Below are 23095 nucleotides of genomic sequence, written 5' to 3' on the forward strand. Positions count from 1 at the left end.
GAGTTGCCGGTCCGGCCGGTCACCGGGGGGCGACGGGAGAACGCGGCAGCACCCGGCGCAGCCCGCAGGCCGCCACCCGGGCCAAGAAGGACACGGCGAACCAGGGAGTGGGCGCCAGATCGGCCAACCGCTCGCGGTCGCCCGGCACGTGCCGCTCCCCGCGCCCGGTGACGTCCAGCCACGCACCGAAGTGCAGCAGCCGCGCCTCGGGCCCGGCGTCGCGCGCGGGAAACGGCCGCATGTGCTCGCGCACCGCACGCGTCAGGGCGGTGCGCCGCCCCAGGCCCACTTCGTGCCGGGCCAGGAACGCGTCGAGCAACTGGGCGGAACGGCCCGGGAATCCGCCGCGGCCGAGCCCCGAGCGCCCCACCAGTCCGGCGTCGTGGAACGCCGCGGCGGCCAGCAGACCGACCCGGTCGTACGCCGTCCCGTGGCTGCGCGCGCAGGCGTCGGCCAGCAGGAACGTCCGCAGGGAGTGCACGGCGAGGCGCGGTGGCAGTAGCCGGCGCATCTCCGTCAGAGCGGCGCCCGCCAGTGGATGCCCGAGCAGCTCCGCCAGGGCGGGCCGGTCGAGCAGGGGCTGCCATGCCGCGGGCAGCCCCTTCGGCGGGACGAAACGCGAACCGGCATCACCCGCACCGGAATCCGATGCCTCCGGACCCCCGGGACCTGCGGCCATGACCCAACCCCCTTGCGCTGCTGCCCCATTGGCAGTGTCCGTCTCATCTGTCTTTACGCTCGGACAGCACCTCGACCCCCGTTTCAGAACGCGTTCCGACCCCTCTTTTCAAGAGATTCGAAAAAATGAACCCTATTTACTCCATGGAGTGAATTCTTTCCCCCGGGCGAGGGATCGTTGCGGGATTTGATGGACGTGAGACTGAGAAGTCCGATCCGCCACAGCCTCATTCTCGAGGAAAGGGAGAACTCCATGAGCTTCCTCAACCCCCGCCTCCCCGGCGTCAACTCGGACGACGTCGTCACCGACGTCACCGAGGCACCGCACCGCCTGGGCGCGATCGCCCAGGCCGGGGGAGCGCAGGTCATCGCCACCGTCGACGTCCAGGCGGGAGAAGACGACTGGAACGCGCCGCCGAGCGAGGAACATCCACGTCCGGTGGTGCTCGTGCACGGCACCTTCGGCAACCGCGGTTACACCTGGAGCACCGCGACCCCCCTGTTGCGCGAGCACGGGCACCGGGTCTTCCGGCTCGACTACGGCCAGCACGGCAATCCGGTGATCTTCGGCCTCGGCGACATCAAGCGTTCCGCGCGGCAGCTCGCGGAATTCGTAGACGAGGTGCTCCGCCGCACGGGCGCCCAGCAGGTCGACCTCGTCGGCTTCTCCCAGGGCGGCATGATGCCGCGCTACTTCCTCAACGCGCTCGGCGGCGGGCCCAAGGTGCACAATTTCGTCGGCATCTCACCCAGCAACCACGGCGTCACCGCCCAGGGCCTGATGAACCTGGCCCGCCAGATCCCGGGGGCGGTGGAACTGCTCGAACAGGGTGCCGTCGGAGAGGTCGTGCCGGCCTGGCCCCAGCTGCAGCACGACCACCCCTTCCAGCGGGAGCTGGCCGATCTCGGCGAGACGACGGAGGGGGTCCGCCACACCGTCATCGCCACCCGGTACGACGACGTGGTCACCCCGTACACCTCATGCGCCCTGGAACAGACGGAGGGGCGCTACGTCAAGAACGTCGTCCTGCAGGACATCGACCCGGACGACCACACGCCGCACGTGAGCATGCCCTACAACGCGACCGTGCTGAAAGAGGTCCTCGCCGCGCTCGCCTCCTGAGCGCGGCTGCCGTCCAGCACGACGCGGGCCACCAGCGCCGGGTCGTCGTTCATGGGGACGTGGCCGCAGCCGGGCAGCCGTACCAGGCGGGCGTGCGGGATGGTGCGCTTGGCGCGTATGCCCTGGCGGGGCAGGAGCAGCCGGTCCCGGTTGCCCCACGCCACGGTGACGGGGACGCCCGGCACGTCGTCGGTGAACAGTACGCTCCGGCCGGCCCGCAGCGTCTCGGCGAACCCCTCCGCATGCGCGAGCGCGAGGGTCTCGGCGACCACGGCCTCGGGAGAGCGCCGGCCGGGGCGCGCGTAGATCGTGCTGGTCAGGGCGGTGCGGCCGAGGGCCGTCCGGGACAGTCGCTCGACCAGGGGGAGCGGCAGCCCCCGCGCCGTGCGGCGCATGCCCGTCAGGACAGCGAAGGCGTAGCGCCGCTCGGCCTGGGACCAGAAGCCGGCCGGGGACAGCGCGGTCACCGACCGCACCAGGTTCTCCCGGCCGAGCTCGAGCGCCAGCAGGCCGCCCAGCGAGTTGCCCGCCACGTGCGGGCGGTCGAGGCCCAGCGCGGCACAGAAGGCGCCGAGTACCGCGTTCGTCGTCGGCAGGTCGTGCGGGAGGCCGTGCGGCAGCGCCGCCGACTCCCCGAATCCCGGAAGGTCCACGGCGATCACCTCGCGCTCGGTGGCCAGGATGTCGACCACCGGGTCCCAGGCCTGCCGGTGATGACCGATGCCGTGCAGGAGGAGCAGCGGCTCGCCGGCGCCCACGCGCGCGTAGGCGAGGGTGATGTCCTGCGGGCCGTGCCCGGTGGGGGCCGTGAAGGAGAGCGTTGCGGACGACATGGGACTCCTTGTCGGGAACACGTAATGGATCGACATGGGGTAGACAGCTTGTCAGTAAGTACTACTGGTGGGTAGCCCCGGTGTCGGGCGGGCCGATTCCGCCTGGACACCGCGGGTGTAGGTTCCGATTAGAGATGTCGTTGTCCAAGTGATGTGTCATCAACTTGTCGTCTAGAGACCCATCGTCCAGGGGCGGCCGTACGCGAACGACCTACGTCATCTCGGTTCAAGAACCACGCTTTCGGTTGGTTTATCGCGCGCTTTCAGCAAGTTTGCGCTGGCAGCCCGCCATTGTCCCCGTGTCGGTATCACCTGCACAGGGAGTTGCCGTGGCACGCGTGCCCAGCTGGGAGAGTGCGACAGAAGGTCGGACGGTTTCGGTCCGCTATCGGCAGGCAGACGGTCGACTGGTTGAGACCGACCTGGACCGCCTCGTTGTCGGCGAGGTGAGCGGTGGTGTGCCGGTGCGGGATTTCCGCTGGTACAAGGGCCGTCGCCACTACTCGGGCTGGTACTACGCCGCCACGGTGCAGCGGCTGGTGGCCTACGAGAGCTTGCTGGAACTAGCTCGAATCTTGCTGGCCGACTTCGACCACAGTGTGGTGGAGATCGCATCCCAACCCTTCCATCTGGCCGGCCGTGACGGCGACCGGCTTCGACACCACGTCCCTGATCTGCTGCTTGTCCATGCCGACGGCCTGGTGACCGTCGTCGATGTCAAAGCCCCCTCACGCATGAAGGACCCGAAAGTGACCGCACAGTTCACGTGGACGCGACGCGTGTGCGCTCGACGCGGGTGGGCCTATGAGACCTGGTCGGGCGGCGATGCCACCGTGGTGGAGAACGTCCGGTTCCTCGCAGGCTTCCGGCGCCCTCAGTTGCTGGAGATGGACTGGGTGCCGACGGTGCTTGCGGCGGCACGAGGCCAGTCGACCGTCGGCGGAATCGAAGCGGCCCTGGCCGGTCGGCTTCCAGTAGAGGTGATGCGTCCGCTGGTGCTGCACCTGATCTGGTCCGGAGCGCTGGTCGCGGACCTGCGCCGTCCCCTGGCGTCGACGACCACGGTCAAGGTGGCGTTGTGAACGGGCAGGCAGTGACCGTCTTCCCCGGAGTGCGACTGCTCTACTGTGGCGACGTGGTGGAGGTTGTCGAGCTGGAGGGTCTCGCCGCCACGCTGCGCAACGAGCGGACAGGCGAGTTCAGCACGCTGCCTCTGGGGCGGCTGGCCGCCGGTGCCCGGTCTCTGGAAGAGAGGCATGAGCCAGAAGTGCAGGGGGCGTCTGTTCTGCTGGCGAACCTGTCGGCCTCCCAGCGCGCGAAACTACACGAGCGCGCGGGGCACGTCCGGGAGGTGCTGACCGGCTACCGGTCCGGAGATGTGGGCCGGGCCCTGAGCGACGAGCCGCGTGAGCAGTTCAATCCCGATTTGCCGCTCGGTGAGCGCACCGCGGCCAAGGCGGCGGAGCTGGAGGTCTCGCCCCGGACCATCGACCGGTGGGTGGCGGCCTACCGGGAGGTCGGCGAGGCCGGACTCGTGGACGCTCGGGCCCTCATGGGCCGGGGTTCGCGGGTGGATCCGCGGTGGGACGAGGCCCTGCGCCGGGTGCTGGCGGAGTTGGTGAACGCCTCCACGCCGACCCGCTCAGCAGTGCTGCGCCGCATTGAGGACCAGCTGACTGAGGAGTTCGGCCGTGGAACGGTCCCTCTGCCGTCCCGCAGCACCGCCTACAACCGCCTGGCCCGGCTGGCGAAAGGTACGAACGCTGTCTCTGGCAGCGCCAAGGCCCGTCGTTCGATTGCGGATCGCCCCCGCGGCACCTACGGACGGCTGCGGGCGACACGGCCGGGCGAGTACGTGGTGCTCGATACGCAGGATTTGGACATCTACGCGATGGAGCCGGTCACCTGCCGGTGGGTGCCCGTGCAGGTCACGGTCGCCCAGGACCTGTTCTCCCGCTGCATCGTGGGGTTGCGGGTGACGGCGTGCTCGACCAAGGCGGTGGATGTCGCCAGCGTGCTGTTCGAGGCGGTCTGCCCGCCGATGGAGGACGCCCGTTCTGAGCTGGCTCCGTATCACGGGCTATGGGACCAGGTGGTTTTCACCGAGGAGGGCCTGGTCCCCGGCAGGGGGCTGTGTCCACCGGAGACGCTGATCATCGACCATGGTCGCGCGTTCATGTCCGCGCATGTCATCAGCGTCTGCACGCGGTTGGGCATGTCGATCCAGCCGGCCCAGCCGAAGAAGCCGACGGACAAGCCGACCGTCGAGCGGTTCTTCCGCACTTTGCGGGAGGGGCTGATCCAGCATCTGCCCGCCTACAAGGGCCCGGACGTTCACAGCCGGGGAGAGCGGATCGAGGATCAGGCGTTCTTCTACCTCCACGAGGTCGAGGAGATCATCCGCGAGTGGGTCAGCGAGGTGTTCCATCGCCGCGCGCATGAGGGACTCGTCGTCCCGCAGTGGCCCAAGCTGGAGCTGTCCCCACTGGAGATGCTACGCATCGGACTGCACCGGGCCGGACGGCTGCGGATGCCCGCCACGGCTGAGCTGGCATTCGAGTTTCTGCAGATCAAGCCCCGCACCATCCAGCACTACGGCGTCGATGTCGACGGCATGCGTTACAACGGGCCCGCACTGGACGGCCGCCGGGGAACGACCAGCCCCTACGGCGGGCGGCTGGCCGGACGGTGGCCCATCCGGGTCAATCCCGACGACGTGCGGTTCGTCTACTTCCAGGACCCCGACGACGGCTCCTGGCATGCCCTGCAGTGGGAACATGCACCCGCGCTGAGCATGGCCTTCAGCGCCGAGGCCGCCGCCTATGCCCGGCGGCTGGCCGCCCGCACCGGACGGCACATCGACGCCTCCGAGACCCTGGGCGAACTGCTGGCCCGCTGGGACCAGGGGCTGGTCACGGATCGGCGTGAACGCCGCATGGCCGTGCGGTTGTCGGCCGAACGGGCCGCGCTGTCCCTGCCCACCCTTCCTGACCAGACCACGGCCACCGCCCGGCCCGAGCTGACGGTGGTACCAGATCCGCCAGCTGGGGACAGCGACGACGAGGAGGAGATCTTCGATGCACCGGAGGACGAGGACTACTACGCGGACGCCTTCGAGGTGATCGAATGAGGCAGCCCAACCTGTTCAGCCTCTCCCGCAAGGAGGGCTGGCGCCGCTTCGTCGACGAGGCACCACGCAAGCGGCCCGAGATCCTTACTCGGCGTCAGCTGGAGGCCCTGAGCGAGGAAGCGGCCGAGGACTACAACGACGCCCGGCACGACTGGCACGCCAACTTCGGCATCGTCCAGACTCCTCAACTTGCCGCTGTTCATAATGCGTTGGACGAGATCGTTGCGGCCAACCGGCAAGACGGTGACCGCATCCGTTCCGCGGCCGTCATCGATGCCCTGCCCGGCCTGGGTAAGACCACCGTCGCCAACCTCTTCGGCCGCACCTTCGACCGCCAGCAGATGCGCCGCCTGGGCCCGGTCACCGACGCCGGGCACGAACGCGTCCCTGCCTTCCGCGTCGGACTGACCTCCAACACCACGCTGCGGACCCTGAACCGGATGATCTGCGAGTTCTACGGCCACCCGGCCACCGACCGCGCCAACGCAGCCACCCTGGCCAGCCATGCCCTGGACTGCGTACTGTCCTGCGAGACCCAGCTGGGCATCATCGACGACATCCACTTCATCGACCTGGACCGCCGCGACGGCCTGGCGGTCTCCAACCACCTCAAGTGGCTCGCCAACGAGCTGCCGGTCACGTTCATCTACGTCGGCGTGGGCCTGGCCGAACGGCGCTTCTTCGCCGACGGCCTGAGCGGCAAGAACGTCGCCCTGGCCCAGACCGCTCGGCGCTGGACACGACTTGAGGTCGCCCCCTTCTGCCTCAGCACCGACCACGGCCGGCGCCACTGGCGGAGCCTGCTCAAAGCCACCGAACGCCAGCTCACCCTTGCCGATCACCGCCCCGGGATGCTCGGTCGCAACGCCGACTACCTCTTCGAACGCACCAGCGGGCACATTGGGTCGTACTTCACGCTGGTCATGCGGGGCTGCTACCGCGCGATCCGCACCGGCACCGAAGCTCTCACTCGCGACCTGCTTGATGAAGTCCGCCTCGATGAAGCCTCCGAGCAGGCTCGGCAGCAGTTGGCCGCCGCCCTCACCCACGGCACCCTCACCGGCACCCAGGCGGCCTCATGACGGCGCCGCGAGTACTGCCCTTGCGAGTCGCCCCGCTGCCCGGGGAAAGCCTGGACAGCTGGCTGGAAGCCCTTGGCCGCCGCAGCGGCCTGTCGCTACCTGCCCTGATGGACATCCTGCGTCTGCCGCGAGTGCTCACCACTCGCCTCCTGGTCACCGGCCTGGAGCCGGACGTTCTGCGGAATCTCGAACGTGTCACCGACCTTCCCGAAGGACGCCTGGATGCACTGGTGCTGGACCCCAACTTGCCCTGGGGCCCGCAGCGGCAGCCCCGATGTTGCTTCTGTCCCAAGTGTCTGAAGGAACGCGAGGGCCACTGGCTGCTGCGCTGGTGGCTGCCCTGGGTGTTCGCCTGCACCACCCACCAGGTGCTGCTGCATGACCTCTGCCCGCGCTGCCACACCGCACCGCGACGCCATCTTCCCCGCGGGAACCACCTCCACCCGCCGGCCACCTGCTTGCGCAGGATCCGCAGTGGACCCGTCTGCGGCACCGACCTGACCACCGCACCCTCTACCGTGCTCCCGGCCGGCCACGCTCTGCTCCAAGCCCAGCACTGGATCGACGATCTGCTGGACCGGCACGACCTCGCCGAGGCCCACACGGTCTTCTCGGACTTGAACGCCTGCACGTCCTGGCTGCAACGCGCGATCCGCACCACGGATCTTGAGGATCTGGGCACCGCGGTCGTCGAGGGCTGGATGCGGCAGCCGCCTCCGAGCCTCCAGACCCGTCTTCAAGCGCTCTCACCAGCGGTCCGAGGCATCATCGCCCACATCGTGCGTCCCGTCCTCGCAGGCACCGACGCCGAGGCCATCGACGCCATCCGCCGACTACGGCAGCAGCAACCCACGGCATCTCCGGCACCGCGGGGGATGGACTTCCACCAGTGGCGTCGGCTATCCGCACCCGCCCACCGGCGGTTCCTGCGGGCCGCCGACTCAGACATGCGCTCTCTGGACCGGCTCCGCCTGCGGTCGGCCACCCCTCACGCCGGACACCCCGCGGTCAGCTCCCCCCTGTCAACAGACCGCCTCCGGCATGTTCCCCAGGTGCTCTGGCCGGGCTGGACCGTCCGTCTCATGCCGCACGCAGGTATCGACGAGGATTACTTCCGGGCCATGGCCTGCGCACTGCTTCTGCTGCCCCGCGAACCACAGCGCACTCCGCGCGAGGTCACCGACCGGCTCCACCCCTACCTGTCGGGCACCATGGCAGTCGTGCTGCGGCGGATCACCCGCATGCACCCCGACGTGCTGATCGCGCTCTGCCGGCTCGCCGACCATCTCGACGAGCACCAAGGCGCCATCGACTACCAACGACGCCGCGACCTCGTCCCTCCCGAGCCCATCAGCTACGAGGCGTGGAAACAGTTGTGCTTCGCCACCGGTACGCAGCCCGGTGAATCGCTCAGCCAGTCCGCCCAGACCCCTCGAATCGTCCAGGCACAGCGCTACCTCCACCACCTGCTGACCGGATCGGACCTCGCCGACCCCGCTCACCCACTGGCCTGGCAGTCAGCCCGTGACCGCAGCCGCTACCTCGCCTTCCTTCCCACCCTCACCCTCGACCAACGACATGCCCTGCACACCCACGCCCGCGCTCTCCTCGACCGGCTCGGCATCGCCGAGGCCCTCACCTGGGAGCCACCCGAACAGTGCGCCGCCGGTCTGTCGCTGCCCGGCCGCCCGCTCACCGACATCAACTTGGACGCCCTGAAGCACATCGTGTTCGCCGAACAGCGCACCCCTCGTGAGGCGGCACGAGAGCTGGGAACAACCATCACCCACGTCCGTTTCGGCCTCGAACGCATCGGCGCCGAGCCCCAGGAATGGACCAGCCGGCACTCGCCACTGGCCTCCTGGCGCCTGCGGAAGCGGGCGCAGACGATCCTCACCGCCGAGTTCTTCGAGCGGGAATACACCCAGCAGGGGAAGGCCCTGGCCCAGATCGCAAAAGAGGTCGACCTGCCCCGGGGCATCGTTCTCGAACAGGCCAACGCAGTCGGGCTGACGATCTACTACTCCAGGCGTCCCGTCCCGATCGACGAGAACTGGCTGCGCGAGCAATACCTCACCCGCAAACGCTCCACCTACGACATCGCCCAGGAGATCGGAACTGAGGACGAGACCGTTCGGCGCCGACTCCGGCGGCTCGGCGTTCCCCTGCGCCCGCAGGGTGTTCACAGCCGGACCGTCATAACCGCCAAACTCGACCGCTCCGTCCCCCGTGACGTCCGTGCTGCTGTCGAAGCAACGCTGCACGGCTGGCTCCGGCTGCACCGCTTCCAGATCGCCATGGCCTTCCCGAACCTGGCCACCGCCAGCGCCTACCTCGCATGCGAACGAAAGGCCCTGACCACACAGTTCAAGCGACTGGAGACCGACATCGGCCACACCCTCTACTACCGATCCGTCCAGACCAGACCCCACCGCCCCACCCTGCGCGGCCACTCACTGCTGCAGGCCCTCGCCCGACCCCAGATCCAGAAGCTGATGAACGACGCCCTTACCCCCGACCAGATCCGCCCCCAACCTGACGCCGCGTCCCTCGCCGAAGCTAAAGCCGCCGCCCGCCGCAGGCGGCCACGCGGCCCGCTGGCGCCCTTCGACGGCATCGCCGTCGAACGCATCCGCATCCATCAGGAAACCCTCACGCTCCTCAACGATCTTCTCTCCCACGCCGACGAGGAGAGCTACGGAGCACAGATCCACGCCCGAACCGGTCTCTCCCAGGGAACTGTCTCCGACCAGCTCAGACGCCTCCAGCGCGCGGGATGGCTGACCAGCCGCCCCGAGGACGATGTCTCCTGGCGCACCCGGGCACCAGCCACACGCGGCCCAGGCCGCCGCCGCACATACCACGCGCTCACACCCGAAGGGCGCCGAGCCGCGGAGCACGAACTCCAGCAACGTTCGACGCAACTCACATCGCTGCCGGCCGCAGCGGCAGGGAGCGAAATCAGTGGAATGCCTCACAGTGCCCCTATCGGTTAGAGAACACCTCCGTTGGCACGGATGTTCTGGCCCGTCAACCACCACCCGTCTGGCCAGGCGAGGAAGGCGACGACGTCCGCCACGACGGTGCCTGGACCGGCTACTGTCGTCGCTCATCCCGGAGCGCTACGGGGTGTACGCCACGATCCCCTCGGCCGGCGTGGTCGGCGCGCTCGACGACCTGGTTCGGTCCCTGACCCCGGCCGCCCGGGCGTGTGTCATCGAGCGGCTTGCCGGCAGGGGTGGCGTCACCGCCGATGAGCAGACGCTGCTGTACGCGGCCCCCACGTCCTGGTGCACGACCGGGCCGCCGTCCCGCTGGTGTGGGAGCGGGGCACCCCCGTCCCGGGTCACGCCAGTGTGATCGACAGCGGTGGCTGCAGGAGCGCCACTTCCATGCCGTACAACGCCTGTTCGCGTCCGAAGCGGCGGGCGGCCCTGGAGCACTCACGCTGACCCGGCACTCGGTGCCTCCCTACACCATGGCGCGGGGTGGGGACATCGGACTGCGCGCATTCCTGGGTGGTGGCCCGACGGGTGGGCCGTTGGCCCCCGCCGCCCGTCACGATCTGCGGCTGCTTTGGACCGAAGTGCCACTGGAACTCGCAGAAGTCTTGGCCGCTGAACGACAGTCCGGTGATCGCGCTGGTAGTCCTGGAATCCTGAATGCCGCAGCCGCGTGGGGCAAGTATGGTTCTCGTGCTTTCTGACTGTCGGGTCAGGATGGCTGCAGGCGGAATCGCCAAAGGCGGAGGACGCGCTCCTGCCCCTGGTCCCAGTAGTCGTTGGGGACAAGCTGAGTCATCAATGCCGGGCTGGGTTCCCGGCGGAGAGCGGTGATGTCACCGTTCTCGGTGGTCGTGGACATAAGAAAACGCCGTGTGTAGAGGCTACTGAGCGCTCCAAAGAAGGCGAAACCCTGCCGGGTGTAGGCAGCGAAGGCTTCCTCATCGCCGTCAGGGGCAAGGTTGTAGTCCAGTCTGACGATGCGGCCGTCACCGTCGGTGTGGGTTGCTTCTTCTGGCACCCATCCGGCGTATTGGGCGAGAAACCAAGCCAGTTTTTGCTCCACGGGATCGGTGATGACCTGTCCCTCGATAGTCAACTCGAGGCCGGTGACCGCGACCTGACGCTCACCCTCCTGCGCGTCTGGTCCGGTCGCCGGCTGCTCCTGCTCGGGGTCGAAGAGTACGGAGATGGTCAGTGGCCACCGCCCCGCGAGCGTCGCGTCACCGAGGAGGGCCATCTCGTTGCCCCTCATGGCAGATGAGATTGAAAGGCGCCGCTGCGCTCCCGCCTTCTCGAACCTGGAGGGATCGACAAGGGTCCACAGCTTGGGCCTGGCCCAGAAGTGGGCGTAGAGCAGGCGCCCGCCCGTCATACGGGCGTAGGCCTGTGCGGCGACCATGTCATCGGCCCGTACTTTGACCTTCCCCTCCATGCCAGGCGCTACCGTCTTGACCTCGACCAAGAGCACAGAGCCGTCACGCAGTACGATCCTGAAGTCGGGCGGCAGCAGCTTGCCCTGGGCATCATCGAAGTAGTACAGGCCCACATCCTCGGTCTTGATGAGGCGGATCGCACCCAGCGCCACAGTCACCGCCTCAAAGGCGTACTGCGTCTGGTGCCCCTGCAGCCGGGAAATGTTGTCCAGCGACTCACGCAGTGCGCGGCTGATAGCCGCGATGGTCTCCGGGTGCCGGTCCCGCAGGAGTGCAGATGTCTGGCCGTCCGGTGGTTCACCCAAGGCCAGCTCGATCAAGGGCAGAACCTCGATCCCCAGCTCACCTTTCCTGCCCCGTTTCAGCACCATGATTCCCCTCCAGATCGCTACGCTGGTCGCAGGTGCGGCGCTTCCCCCCGTGGCGCCGCACCTCCCGCTTTCATGGGCCCGCCGGTACCGCTGCGGCAGGCGGACATCGGGCGTCTAGCCGCCGCTGACCTGCTCCCCCTCACCCTCCCGGCGGACAGGCCCGGCCAGCGCTTCGGCCTCCTGCACGAGTCGGTCCGCAAGGGTGAAGTCCCCCAGCTCGACCGCAAGCGCGGCGCGCACGAACGTGGCGAGTGCGATGCTCTCGTTGCGCACCTCGAAGATGCGGAACACCCCGTCCGCGTACGCGGCGCTGTGTCGGCACCGGGCCTGCACGCAGTAGCCCTCGGCGGCCAGGGCGAGCCGTTTGAAGGCGGCATTCTTCTCGTCGGTGAACTGCGCGGGACAGCCCAGGTGGTCCAGCGTGATCCGGACGTGGGCGCGCATCTCGGCCGGGCGGATGGTGAGCCGTCCGCCGCCGGGCGTGAGGTAGCGGCCCGGCGTCACCGGGCCGTACGGATGGATCAGCGGCAGATCCTTGTCCACCACGTGCTGGGCGGGCAGTCCGTCGTACTCGAAGTAGGGGCCTGCACTGCCGTTGTGCTCGATTGCCATGCGGTCCTCGTTTTCGGTCGCGGAGCGGGCACCGGGCCGCCTCATCACGCGCTGGTGACGGGCACGTTCCGCAGCAGTGCGGCGGTCATCGCCAGGAGCGTCTCCGCCTCGGCCCGGTTGTACTTGAACGTCTTGGTGACCACGTCGTTGTGCAGGGCGCCGCAGGTCTGGCTGTACAGGGCGTCCTGGATCCGCCACCATCGCTCGCTCTGGTTGCACTGGTTGCCGAGCTTCTTCGACCCGGGGTTGTCCCAGGTGACGTTCTCCCGGACCCACTCCAGCGCCCGCCTGACCTGCAAGATGGACGCCAGGACCTCGCCGATGGTCAGCAGCCGCTGCGCCTCCCGCAGTGTGCGGCCGACCTCGTCGCGCTCCGGGTCGCCGAGCGGGTACGGCACGGCCATCTCGAACGCCGCGGACGGCCCCAGCTGCGCGAGCTGCTGTTCCCACCGGCTCTTGGCGATGGTGATGTGCGCCGTGTCCTGGGCACTCCCCGGGTAGCCGGACGCCTGCGGCAAGGTCGCATTGAGGTCGATCTCGAACCGTACGTCGCCAGCGCGGCCCTCCTCGATCGCGTGGACCTGAAGCGACGTCAGCGAAAACGACAGGTTCACGCGGTGGACGATCACCGTCGGGGTGTAGGCCAGGTTCGCCGTGGTCCGGGTGAGCCGGGAGCGCTGGCCCGTCGCCTCAAAACCGAACAGGTCCGCCTCCAGATCGAGGATCTTCCCTGCATCGGTGAAGGGCGACACCCCGACGGCGACCTGGACGCTCAACTCGTGGGCTCCCAGTGCGCGCTTCAGCCATGTCTGGTCGCTGCTGACCTCTGCGGTGAACCGGATGTCGTCGTCGAAGCGGAGTTCCTGCATTGCTCCCCCAAAGGGCGTGTCGATCACCTGATTCTGCCGGGTCGGCTGCCGCATCACCGCGGTTTTCCCCGGCGTCGCCCAGCTCCGCGCCGAAGGACACGAGTCCGCGACAAGGGCATCGTCCGACTCTCCGTAAGGAGCGGCGCATCCGCCGTCGTGGGGCGGGTCGTTGTGTTTGCCGCCCCGGCCGGCGGGGGCGGGATACAGAGAGGGAGCTGGGATGGGTGTGAGGGACCCGTACGACGAGATGAGGCACCATGCGCGAGGCCAGGAAACGCTTCGCCGCCGATCGTGAGGATGCGACGATGACCGTACTCAAGGATGACGGGGTCTACCGGCACTTGCGCCTTCACTTCCCCAAGGCGTCCTGGGGCTGGTGCGAGATCGTCACCTGGCCCGAGATGCTCATCCTGCGGGGCCCCTACTGGTCCTTCAGTCGTGTGGAGGACATGTTCGACTTCACATCTGTCCTGTGGCCTCCATGCACTCGGCGGCGGCGCGCGCTTCGGCCCGGCGGTAGGACAGCCCGGCCTGACCGTGGAAGCCCGGAATCATCAGCGGGTCTGGGCAAGCTCCAGCTCTGAGGCGAACATCAGCGTGGCGGCCCTAAGAACTGCATTGGCACGGCGCAGGTCCCGGATTTCGCGCTCCAGCTCGCGCAGCCGATCGTCCCCTGGAACCTGGGCCGTGGGCTCACGACGGCTCGCCTCGGCCTTCTTGACCCAATGCCGCAGTACCTCAGGGTGAATCTTCATGAGATCGCCGACGGCACCGACCACGCCAACACGGTCCGGGTCCTGTGCGCGGATGTCGAGCACCATGCGCACCGCACGTTCCATGACCTCGGGCGGATACCTGCGCTGAGCGGGCACGTCGTTACCTCCAAGCCGTTCGGCACGGCCGGACTTCTGCCACGGACTGCAGCCTACTGATCTGTCTCCACACGCTACTGGAAGAATTATGCACAGCTGTTCATGGTGGTCAAAGAGGCGCGAGTGATCAAGTCGGTGTCGTGTCTCCGTCTCTGCCCGACCCTGTGCTCCACGCGTTCGGAATGCACCTCCGGCGCATTCGCGAGGATCGCGGCATGACCTTGGAGGAGCTGGCAGCTCATAGCGACCTGAGCTTCCGCGGAGTGGTCTATATCGAGCACGGCCAGCGCAATCCAAGCTTGACGACCCTGATCAATCTTGCTCGCGGCCTGCACGTCCAACCTTCTCGTCTACTGGCCGTCTTCGATGTCGAGCAAGGGACATTCCCGGAGGCTGGAAGCCCGGCGCAAGATTGAGGCCAAAGACTCAAAAATTCCCGGCGGTAGCAGCGTGCCGGCGGCCCCAGGCATTGCGAAGGTCCCGGCCGTCTCGATCGGGGCCCCGCGATGTGCTGTCCTGCTACTGGATACCGAGGTCGTGCCCGCCCACGGCACCATGCCTCAGCCGATCGTCACGGTGACACTGGCACCGCTGCCAATCACGACCAGTGCCAACGTGATGGCGCCCACCACCACAAGGATGCTGATCAGGCGGTAGTCCGGCACTCCTCCATGATGGCGTACCGGACGGTCCGCCACCACTCCTTTCCCAGCTTCATGCTCCTCACCTCCTTTGTTTTGAAGCTGAGTTGAGCATCCCAGCGGCGAGGGACCAGACTTCCAAGTCACTACGCTGTACTCCAAGAATGCACAGCGCGCTACAAGACGCTTTGGGGACAGGTCCACTGGCCGGCCGGACCAGTGCTCGACTACCTGACGTGGCTGCACAAGCTCTACGAGGAAGCAGGCAAGCCGGGATCGGCGAAACTGGGCCGTGCCATCGGGTGCGCGCACACCACAGTCCTCAGTCTGCTCAAAGGGCCTCCGCCGGAGGACGACACGTACGCGTACCGCCTCATCGGGTACCTGGCGGAGAACCCGACGCAGAACTCCGAAGAGGAGTGGGACGGCGGCTGCCGTCACTGGCCCGGGAGCGTCACGTGGCGATTCGGTGCGGAGTACCGGGGCCGCCTGGCCTGCGACGCGTACCGCCGTGATGATCCACCGGTAACGGCCACGCCCAGGGGGATCGAACCGCGGCCGCAGAGGCTCGCTAGGTCCGCGCTGTCGTCGACGCCGCGGAATTGGTGCGCCACCCGGAACACCGGGCCCAACCACCGTTGGATCCTGCGGAGCGGCGACACCGTGATCGGCTCCATGGAGTCGATCTACAGCGACGGCCTCCCGCTCCGGGCGTAACGGCTGGACCGGCTACCTCGGCACCCACCCCGGCCCGCGCTGCAGGACCCGTGAGCAGGCACCAGCGGACCTGGCGGCGCGCTGGGTCCGGTTGGTCACCGCCGCACCGAGGCGCACCATCACCAGCGACTCCTGACCACCGTCAACGACCGGGGGACTACCTGGGCACCTTGTAGGCCGCTTTGTCCATGCACGCAGGTTTCTGCTGCTCAAGATCATGGGAAACCGCTTGGCTTTCCGAGCTGTTGCTGTTCACCGTCTCCCAGGATCTGGGGCAGCCCTCAGACTCGTGGCAGGATGCACTAGGGGCGGTAGGTGATCCAGGAGTGGAGAGTTGGCGCGGGTGGGTGTCGAAGAGCGTGACGAAGCGGACGTGTTCACGCACGATGCTGCGGTGCCGGCCGTAGGGCAGCTGGTCACCGTACGCAACCGTCAATGGGTGGCCACGGCGGTGGAACGTTCCTCGATCGCAGTCGAGCAGCCGGGCAGCCCACTACTCGCCGAAGCCCAGCACCTGGTCTCTCTGGTGTCCGTGGATGGTGACGCCGGCGACGAGGAGCTTCGCGTCCTGTGGGAGCTGGAGCCCGGTGCCACGGCTCGTGAGCAGCACGCCCTGCCCTCTCCGGCTGCAGGGTTCGACGATCCGGCGAAGCTGGACGCCTTTCTGGACGCGGTGCACTGGGGTGCGGTGGCGACGGCGGACAAGACGCTGTTGCAGGCGCCCTTTCGTTCCGGGGTCAAGCCGGAGGACTACCAGCTCGACCCAGTGGTGCGGGCGCTGCAGATGCCGCGTACGAACTTGCTGATCGCGGACGACGTCGGCCTTGGCAAGACCATCGAAGCCGGTCTGGTGATGCAGGAGTTGAAGCTGCGACACCGGGCCCGGACGATGCTGATCGTGTGCCCTGCGTCACTCACCCTGCAATGGCGCGATGAGATGCGGGACAAGTTCGGTCTCGCCTTCAAGATCGTGGACGCGGAACTGCTGAAGGAGCTGCGAAGGTCACGCGGCCTGTACGCGAACCCGTGGACGCACTATCCGCGCTTGATCGTCTCGATCGACTGGCTCAAGCGCGAGCGGCCGCTGGCGCTGCTGCGCTCGATTCTGCCGCCGGTGCCCCAGTACCCGCGAACCTTTGATCTGCTCGTGGTCGACGAGGTGCACACCTGCGCGCCCTCGGGCTCGGGGAGGTACGCGGTCGACTCTCAGCGCACGAACGCGATCAAGACTCTGGCCCCGCACACCGAGCACCGGCTGTTCCTCTCAGCCACCCCGCACAACGGCTACCTGGAATCCTTCACTGCACTGCTGGCACTGCTCGACAGCCACCGCTTCGCCCGCACGCTCAAGCCCTCGGAGGAGGCCAAGGCCCAGGTGATGGTGCGCAGGCTGAAGCGGGACCTGCCGCCGAAGTGGGACGGCAGCCCGCGTTTCCCGGAGCGCGACCTCGACCATCCCCTGGAAGTCGCCTACGACGCCGCCACCCGCGATGCCTACGCGAAGCTCGATCAGTACGCGCAGTCCCGTCGAGAGGCGGTCAACGGGCAGTTGGCGCTGGCAGGCATAGCTCCGAGCCGCGCCGCAGACTTTGTCGTTACGCTCCTCAAGCGCCGCTTCCTATCCAGCCCAAAGGCCTTCGCCAACACGGTGGAGGCCCATCTGCAGACGATGCTGGCCCGGGAGCGGCAGGACGAGCCCGAGCGGGATGGTGACTCCGGCGCGCACACGACGTCGGAGAAGATCCTGGTCAAGATGATCGAGCAGCTGGACGAGACGGCGGAGGACGACACCGCCTTCGAGGAGGCCGCGCGGGAGGCCCTCACCACCGCCCGCCGGTTCGTCCCGCCGCTGTCCCCTGCTGAGAAGACCCTCCTGGAGGAGCTGCGCGACTGGGGGCTGCGCAACTCGGACAAGGCCGACGGCAAGTTCACCGCGTTCCTCGGCTGGCTGCGCAAGAACGTGCAGCGGAACGAGACGGGTGCCGATGGTGTGAAGGGCCGCTGGGACGGCGAGCGGGTCATCGTGTTCACCGAGTACCGCGACACGCAGCGCTGGCTGTACGAACGGCTGATCAGCGCCGGGATCCCCCACGAGGCCATCGCCCAGCTCTACGGCGGCCAGGACCTTGACGAACGCGAGCGCGTCAAGAACGTCTTCCAGGACGACCTGGATGTCGACCCGGTGCGCATCCTGCTCGCTACCGACTCTGCGAGCGAGGGCATAAACCTGCAGAACCACTGCCATCGCGTACTGCACTGGGAAATCCCGTGGAACCCCAACCGCCTCGAGCAGCGCAACGGCCGAGTGGACCGGCACGGACAGACCGCCGCGAAGGTCGAGATCGTGCACTTCGTCCCCCAGGGCTGGGATCGGCAGCGCGAGGAGGACACCGGATTCACCGAAGGCACCCTGGAGGACGCGATGGCGTTCCTCGGCGTCGCGGTCCGCAAGGTCGAACAGATCCGCACCGACCTCGGCAGCGCCGGAGACGTGATCGCCAGCCAGGTCGAGCAGAAGATGCTCGGCAGGCGCTCCAGCTGGCAGACCACCGACCGGGAGATCCAACGCCGAGCCGGCAAGGCCGTACTGAAGATCGAACGGAATCTGGCGCACGACCTGCAGCAGGCCCAGGACCAGCTTACCCGGACCCGCACCGAGCTGAACCTGAGCCCGCAGACGATCGAGCGGGTAGTGCGCACCGCGCTGCGGCTGGCCCACAACAAGGACTTGATCGACATGCCGTCGCCCAAGAAGGTTGCCGCGCGCTGCTTCAGACTCCCCGAACTCAAGGGAGATTGGGCGCAGGCCCGCAACAACGGCCTGCGGCACCCGGTGAGCGGCAAGGAGCGCCCGGTAACCTTCGACCAGGACTACGCTGGCCGCACCGACGTCGTGCTGCTGCACCTGAACCATCCCCTGGTCGACCTGTGCCTGCGCCTGCTGCGCGCCGAACTGTGGTCCCAGGGCGAGCACGGCGACCACCTGACCCGGGTCACCGCCCGCGTCGTCCCCAGTGACCTGCTGCGCAGCCCGGCGGTGATCGCACACGGCCGTGTCGTGATCACCGGAGACCGCGGCGTGCGCCTGCACGAGCAGATCGCCCTGGCCGGTGGACTGATCGAGCACGGCAAGCTGGCCGTGGAGAAGGACTCCGACGTCCTGGAGCGCTGGCTCGCCGCCGCGTCGCAGGACGCACCGCCGCCCGAGCTCCTCGACCGGCTCGCCGGACTGTGGGGGGCGCTGGAGGCACCGCTCGGCAAGGCACTGGCGGTCGAGTCCAACAAGATCGTACGCAAACAGCGCAAGGTCCTGGCCAAGCGCTGCGAAGAAGACGTCAAGGCAATGCAGACGGTGCTGACCGAACTGGAACGCAACATCCGCGAATCCCTGGACTCCAGCCCGCAGTGGCAGCAGATCTCTCTACTCACCGCCGACCCGGAACGCGAGCAACTCAAGAAGGACCACACGGAACTGGAGGCACGCCGCGCGGCCATCCCCGCACAGCGCGACTCGGAGGCCGCTGCCCTGCGCCACCGCTACGCCGACCCGGTCGCCCGCCGCTTCCCCGTCGCGGTCACCTTCCTCGTCCCCGCTTCCTTGACCGTAAGCGCTACCGCACACCAGGCAGGCCGCTGATGCCAGCACGCACCCCGAAACTCAAGCAGCAGACCCCGATCGAGCAGCACGGCGAGTGGCTCAACCTACTGCGTGCGGACGGCCCCTTCATCAGCGCGAAGATCCTCGCCGAGGCATTCCCGCAGGGCCTCGGCGTCGTCGAAACCGCGCTCCGGGCCCGCCTCCGGCAGGCGTGGGCCGAGCTCCAAGCCGCGCCGGAAACCCTGTGCTCCGCCTGGCAGAACCTCGTCCTGGAGGAACTGCTCGACTACCGCGGGCAAGCGCTGCGCCAGGGCTCGATGCTGCCACGCGAACTCGCCGAAGGCTCCGGCACCCTCCCCGACGCGCTACTGATGGGCCCGGCCGACCCGACCAGTGGCCTGCCCGGCGCAGCCGAACGCGCCCTGATCTACCGCCGTCCCTGGGGCGAATCCCTCACCCGCGCCCGAAAGGGCCTGCCGTCACTGGTTGAGCAGGCTGCCGAACTGTGCCGACGGCGTGCCGTCCCCCTCGCGCTGCTCACCAACGGGCGCCTGTGGGCCCTGGTCCATGCACGACCCTCGACGCCGACGTCCGTCGCCGTCTTCGACGCCGACCTCTGGTCCGAAGAGCCATTGCTGCTTCGCGCCTTCGTCTCCCTGTTGGGAGCCCGCTGCGCCGCGATCGCTCCGAAGGACCGCGACGGCAAGGACACAGACTCCCTGGGCGCCCTGTTCACCCGCACCGCCCAGGACACCACTGCCGTCACCAAGACTCTCGGCCGGCAGGTCCGCGCGGCCGTGGAACTCCTCATTGCCGAGCTCTCCCGCCGCGACCGCGAGGCCGGCGGCAGGGCGCTGGCGGACGTCGCCCCCCGCACCGTCTACCGTGCCGCCCTGACAGTCATGATGCGCGTCGTCTTCCTCCTCTACGCAGAGGAGCAGGCGCTGCTGCCCGCCGACGATGAGTTGTACGCGGAGTCCTACTCGGTCACCAAGCTCTACGAGCGCCTCGACCAGGACGACGCCACCATTGCGGACCGTGAGTGGGCCGCCTGGCCCACCCTGCTCGCCACCTTCCGGGCCATCCACGGCGGCGCCCGCCACCCGGACATGTGGATCCCCGCGTACGGCGGATCACTGTTCGACCCGAGCAGGTTCCCGTGGCTGGAACGGCTGAAGGTCAGCGACCGCGTCGTCTTCGCCATGCTCGAAGCGCTGATCATGCTCAAGCGCACCACCACGACCGGCAAGAGCGCGCCACCGGAGCGCCTCTCCTACAAGGGCCTCGACGTCGAACAGATCGGCCATGTCTACGAAGGCCTCCTCGAATACTCCGCCGTCCGCCTCGACGAGACACACCTCGGACTCAAGGGCAAGTCCGGTAGCACCGCCAAGCTCGCCGACCTCGAAACCTGGCACGCCACCAGACGCCTCCAGGCTGAGGTAACCAAGCTCGCCGGACTGACAGACAAGCAGTTCACCACCGCACTGGCCACCGAACCGACCGGGGAAGAGATCGGCCAGCTCGACGCGGCCTGCGACAATGACCCCGAACTCGCCGCCCGCGTCAGGCCGTTCTTCGGCCTGCTGCGCCGCGACCTGCGTGACGAGCCGGTCGTCCACCCCGTCGGGACGGTCATCGTCACCCAGGTCGGCGACCGGCGCGACTCCGGCACGCACTACACCCCGCGAGCCCTCGCCGAAGAGATCGTGCTCCATACCCTCGACCCGCTCTGCTTCTCACCCGGCTCTCCAGACGGCATCCCGCGCCCTGCCGACGGCATCCAACCGGCCGAGTGGCGAGTACGGCCGGCCTCGGAACTCCTGGCGCTCAAGATCCTCGACCCCGCGATGGGCTCCGGAGCGTTCCTGGTTTCGGCGTGCCGGTACCTGTCCGAACGCGTCGTCGAAGCATGGGACCGCGACGGAGTGCCGGAAACGGTTGCCGCACGCCTAGGCGAACAGCTCGAGGACCGCGACGCCCTGCTCCTCGAAGCCCGCCGCATGGTCGCCGACCGCTGCCTGTACGGCGTCGACAAAGACGAGATGGCGGTGGAACTCGCCAAGCTCTCGCTGTGGCTGGTCACCCTCGCCAAGGGCCGACCCTTCAACTTCGTCGACCACGCCCTGCGCTGCGGCGACTCCCTCATCGGCTGCCTCACGGTGGACCAGATCGAGGCCTTCCACCTCATGCCCAGCGAAGGCCGGATGAAGATCCGCCTCACCGACGAGATCGACAAGGTCATCGGCCCGCTACTGTCGAGGGCCGCGGAACTGCGCCGCGACATCGAGGAACACGAGGTCTTCGACATCCGCGATGCGCGGGACAAGGCGGCGAAGCTCGCCGAGGCTGAGTCGTTGACCGAACGGCTGCGGCTCGCGGCGGACGCCGTGGTGGCAGCGAAGCTGTCAACCGCGATGACCAAGTCCGACGACGCCTACGGCGACCGCCTCGCCTCTATTGCAGACCTTGTTGAGCGGGCACTGCTGGACGACAGTGACGCGGAGGCCGAGGCCCGTGCCATTGTCGACGGCTGGCTCCTCGGTCCCGCTGGCGGACCGCGCACCGCACCCCTGCGTCCGCTGCATTGGCCGCTTGAATTTCCCGAGATCATCGCTGACCCGCTTCGAGGCGACCACTGGTTCGATGCAGTAGTGGGGAACCCGCCATTCATCGGCGGTACCGAGATCAGTAGCCGCATCGGAAAGGACAGCCTCAGCTACATCGGCCAGGTCATCTCTGACGGCTTTACTGCTGGCGGCCGCGCCGACTTGTGTACGTACTTCCTGTTGCGTAACTTGCAACTGGCCTTGAACCGGCGCACTGGGCTCATCGTCGTGAATACGATCGCGCAAGGCGATTCGCGGCAGGTTGGCCTCGTCAGGGCAATCACCTATGACAGGAAAATCTTCCGTGCAGTCAAATCCCGGCGCTGGCCTGGCGAGGCGAGCGTTTTCGTCTCACTAATTTGGCTCGGCAATACTGGCGGTGGCGAACAGGCCATACTCGATGGTGCTCAAACACAAGGAATTAGTTCAAGTTTGACTAAGCCATCACGAGTATCTGGGGCACCTCGCCCACTAGCCGCCCACGCTGGCCAAGCTCCCAATGGATACCAGGTTCGCTCGTCATTTGTAATCGATAAAGCGCAAGCTCAGGCCCTGTTTGCCGCCGACGATAGAAACAGGAAGGTAGTATTTCCTTATCTCATCAACGATGAGGTGAACAGTGATCCCAGATATCGCGCATCCAAATGGGCAATCGACTTCGATGGCATGACTATCGATGAAGCTCGGACCTTCCGAGAAGTGTTCGAACTGTTGGAGGGTCGTGTTCGTCCGGTGCATTCATCCGGAGCGGCCAATGCTCCACGCTGGTGGCAGCACCATCGGCGGCGCCCGGAGCTGCGTGCGGCGATCGCTAACTTCCCTGTGGTGCTCGTGATCGGTCGTCATAGTAAGTATGGAATGCCATGCTTGGTCCCCAACAAACAGGTCTATTCCGACTCGCTGGTTGTCTTCTGTGATGCTGACCAGCACGGGCAGCTCGCGCTCCTGACCAGCACCTGGCATTTCAACTGGTGGACCGTCAAGGGCGAGTCGACGCTGGAGACGCGGCTTCGCTACACCCCCTCCGATGGATTCGACACTTTTCCCCAGCCGAAGCTCACTCAGCGAATCCGTGCCGCAGGTGAGGAGCTGGACACCTACCGTCGCCATGTCCAGCTGTCGCGGACGCCGCAGCTCGGCATGACCGATCTCTACAACGAGGTCCATAACCCGGCCAACCACGACACCGACATCCAGCGGCTACGCGAGATCCACGTCGAGATCGACGAAGCCGTGGCCGAGTCCTACCTCGCGCACCCTTTCGCCGCACAGTTCGGCTGGACGCCGCTCGCGCTGAACCACGACTTCCACGAGACTGTCCACGGCCTGCGCTGGACTGTCGATCCTGATGTTCAGATCGAAATGAACGACCGCCTGCTCGAACTCAACCATGCCCTCTACGAGGACGAGGTCCGCCGCGGCCTCCACAGCAAGAAGGGTTCGGCCAAACCCAGGAAGGCCGCGGCCCGCAAACCGCCCCATGCTCCCGGGGACGTGCTCTGGTAGCGGAGCCACCTGCTGC

At 67.6% G+C, this 23095-nt stretch carries 15 protein-coding genes; 9 read left to right on the plus strand and 6 right to left on the minus strand.

The genetic code is table 11. The features are described 5' to 3' along the window. Positions 1–19: 19 nt before the first annotated feature. Positions 20–679 carry an HD domain-containing protein gene (locus NI25_RS32970; protein WP_061445954.1) on the minus strand — a complete coding sequence of 220 codons (660 nt, stop codon included), beginning with the start codon at positions 677–679 and terminating at the stop codon, positions 20–22. A gap of 252 nt (positions 680–931) precedes the next feature. Between NI25_RS32970 and NI25_RS32975 the strand changes: the two genes are divergently transcribed. Further along, positions 932–1801, plus strand: a complete 870-nt coding sequence (locus NI25_RS32975; protein ID WP_061445955.1) for an alpha/beta fold hydrolase — start codon at positions 932–934, stop codon at positions 1799–1801. On the opposite strand, the gene NI25_RS32980 is transcribed toward NI25_RS32975, so the two are convergent. Beyond that, on the minus strand, positions 1753–2634 hold the full coding sequence (locus NI25_RS32980; protein WP_061445956.1) for an alpha/beta fold hydrolase: 882 nt from the start codon (positions 2632–2634) through the stop codon (positions 1753–1755). The two genes, NI25_RS32975 and NI25_RS32980, sit on opposite strands and share 49 nt — an antisense overlap. Positions 2635–2963: 329 nt before the next feature. Here NI25_RS32980 and NI25_RS32985 point away from each other — a divergent pair, with 329 nt between their 5' ends. From NI25_RS32985 to NI25_RS33005, 4 genes are read left to right on the plus strand one after another with little or no spacing between them, the layout of a single operon-like run. Beyond that, positions 2964–3716, plus strand: a complete 753-nt coding sequence (locus tag NI25_RS32985) for a TnsA-like heteromeric transposase endonuclease subunit (RefSeq protein ID WP_199561061.1) — start codon at positions 2964–2966, stop codon at positions 3714–3716. Then, the gene (locus NI25_RS32990; RefSeq protein WP_061445958.1) at positions 3713–5764 is read left to right on the plus strand and encodes a Mu transposase C-terminal domain-containing protein; all 2052 of its coding nucleotides are present in this window, start codon (positions 3713–3715) and stop codon (positions 5762–5764) included. Before NI25_RS32985 ends, NI25_RS32990 begins: the two co-directional genes overlap by 4 nt. Further along, a complete protein-coding gene (locus tag NI25_RS32995; RefSeq protein ID WP_061445959.1) occupies positions 5761–6846 on the plus strand; it encodes an ATP-binding protein in 1086 nt (361 codons plus the stop codon). The genes NI25_RS32990 and NI25_RS32995 overlap by 4 nt, the downstream gene beginning before the upstream one ends. Beyond that, positions 6843–9842 carry a TniQ family protein gene (locus NI25_RS33005; protein WP_078884790.1) on the plus strand — a complete coding sequence of 1000 codons (3000 nt, stop codon included), beginning with the start codon at positions 6843–6845 and terminating at the stop codon, positions 9840–9842. The genes NI25_RS32995 and NI25_RS33005 overlap by 4 nt, the downstream gene beginning before the upstream one ends. Before the next feature lie 718 nt (positions 9843–10560). Here the strand turns inward: NI25_RS33005 and NI25_RS33015 are convergent. The 4 genes from NI25_RS33015 to NI25_RS33030 form a co-directional block, all read right to left on the minus strand. Continuing rightward, on the minus strand, positions 10561–11655 hold the full coding sequence (locus NI25_RS33015) for a hypothetical protein (RefSeq protein ID WP_061445962.1): 1095 nt from the start codon (positions 11653–11655) through the stop codon (positions 10561–10563). Positions 11656–11769: 114 nt separating this feature from the next. Next, positions 11770–12267 (minus strand): DUF6420 family protein, encoded by a 498-nt coding sequence (locus NI25_RS33020; protein ID WP_061447195.1) that lies wholly within the window; start codon positions 12265–12267, stop codon positions 11770–11772. 44 nt (positions 12268–12311) lie between these two features. Next, entirely contained in the window at positions 12312–13136 is an 825-nt protein-coding gene (locus NI25_RS33025; protein WP_061445963.1) for a hypothetical protein, read from the minus strand. 554 nt (positions 13137–13690) lie between these two features. Continuing rightward, entirely contained in the window at positions 13691–14008 is a 318-nt protein-coding gene (locus NI25_RS33030) for a transposase (protein WP_078884791.1), read from the minus strand. Positions 14009–14190: 182 nt separating this feature from the next. On the opposite strand from NI25_RS33030, the gene NI25_RS38075 reads away from it, so the two are divergent. The 4 genes from NI25_RS38075 to NI25_RS33050 all read left to right on the plus strand — a co-directional run bounded on the left by NI25_RS38075 (position 14191) and on the right by NI25_RS33050 (position 23079). Then, positions 14191–14424, plus strand: coding sequence for a helix-turn-helix domain-containing protein (locus tag NI25_RS38075; protein WP_078884921.1), 234 nt, complete (start codon positions 14191–14193; stop codon positions 14422–14424). 444 nt (positions 14425–14868) lie between these two features. Next, on the plus strand, positions 14869–15366 hold the full coding sequence (locus tag NI25_RS33040; RefSeq protein ID WP_061445966.1) for a hypothetical protein: 498 nt from the start codon (positions 14869–14871) through the stop codon (positions 15364–15366). A gap of 343 nt (positions 15367–15709) precedes the next feature. After that, positions 15710–19003 carry a DISARM system SNF2-like helicase DrmD gene (gene drmD / locus NI25_RS33045; RefSeq protein WP_233520862.1) on the plus strand — a complete coding sequence of 1098 codons (3294 nt, stop codon included), beginning with the start codon at positions 15710–15712 and terminating at the stop codon, positions 19001–19003. After that, complete coding sequence (locus NI25_RS33050; RefSeq protein WP_061445967.1) at positions 19003–23079, plus strand: Eco57I restriction-modification methylase domain-containing protein; 4077 nt, start codon at positions 19003–19005, stop codon at positions 23077–23079. Before drmD ends, NI25_RS33050 begins: the two co-directional genes overlap by 1 nt. The last annotated feature ends 16 nt before the right edge of the window (positions 23080–23095 follow it).

This window comes from Streptomyces sp. CCM_MD2014 (genome assembly GCF_000772045.1).
GTDB lineage: Bacteria > Actinomycetota > Actinomycetes > Streptomycetales > Streptomycetaceae > Streptomyces > Streptomyces salinarius.

What these genes read in the sequence shown, in the direction of transcription:
- NI25_RS33020 (WP_061447195.1), bottom strand. Translation starts at nt 12,267, where the DNA reads ATGGCAATCGAGCACAACGGCAGTGCAGGCCCCTACTTCGAGTACGAC.
- NI25_RS33050 (WP_061445967.1), top strand. Translation starts at nt 19,003, where the DNA reads ATGCCAGCACGCACCCCGAAACTCAAGCAGCAGACCCCGATCGAGCAG.
- NI25_RS32970 (WP_061445954.1), bottom strand. Translation starts at nt 679, where the DNA reads ATGGCCGCAGGTCCCGGGGGTCCGGAGGCATCGGATTCCGGTGCGGGT.
- NI25_RS38075 (WP_078884921.1), top strand. Translation starts at nt 14,191, where the DNA reads ATGCACCTCCGGCGCATTCGCGAGGATCGCGGCATGACCTTGGAGGAG.
- NI25_RS33005 (WP_078884790.1), top strand. Translation starts at nt 6,843, where the DNA reads ATGACGGCGCCGCGAGTACTGCCCTTGCGAGTCGCCCCGCTGCCCGGG.
- NI25_RS33025 (WP_061445963.1), bottom strand. Translation starts at nt 13,136, where the DNA reads ATGCAGGAACTCCGCTTCGACGACGACATCCGGTTCACCGCAGAGGTC.
- NI25_RS32980 (WP_061445956.1), bottom strand. Translation starts at nt 2,634, where the DNA reads ATGTCGTCCGCAACGCTCTCCTTCACGGCCCCCACCGGGCACGGCCCG.
- NI25_RS33015 (WP_061445962.1), bottom strand. Translation starts at nt 11,655, where the DNA reads ATGGTGCTGAAACGGGGCAGGAAAGGTGAGCTGGGGATCGAGGTTCTG.
- NI25_RS32975 (WP_061445955.1), top strand. Translation starts at nt 932, where the DNA reads ATGAGCTTCCTCAACCCCCGCCTCCCCGGCGTCAACTCGGACGACGTC.
- NI25_RS32995 (WP_061445959.1), top strand. Translation starts at nt 5,761, where the DNA reads ATGAGGCAGCCCAACCTGTTCAGCCTCTCCCGCAAGGAGGGCTGGCGC.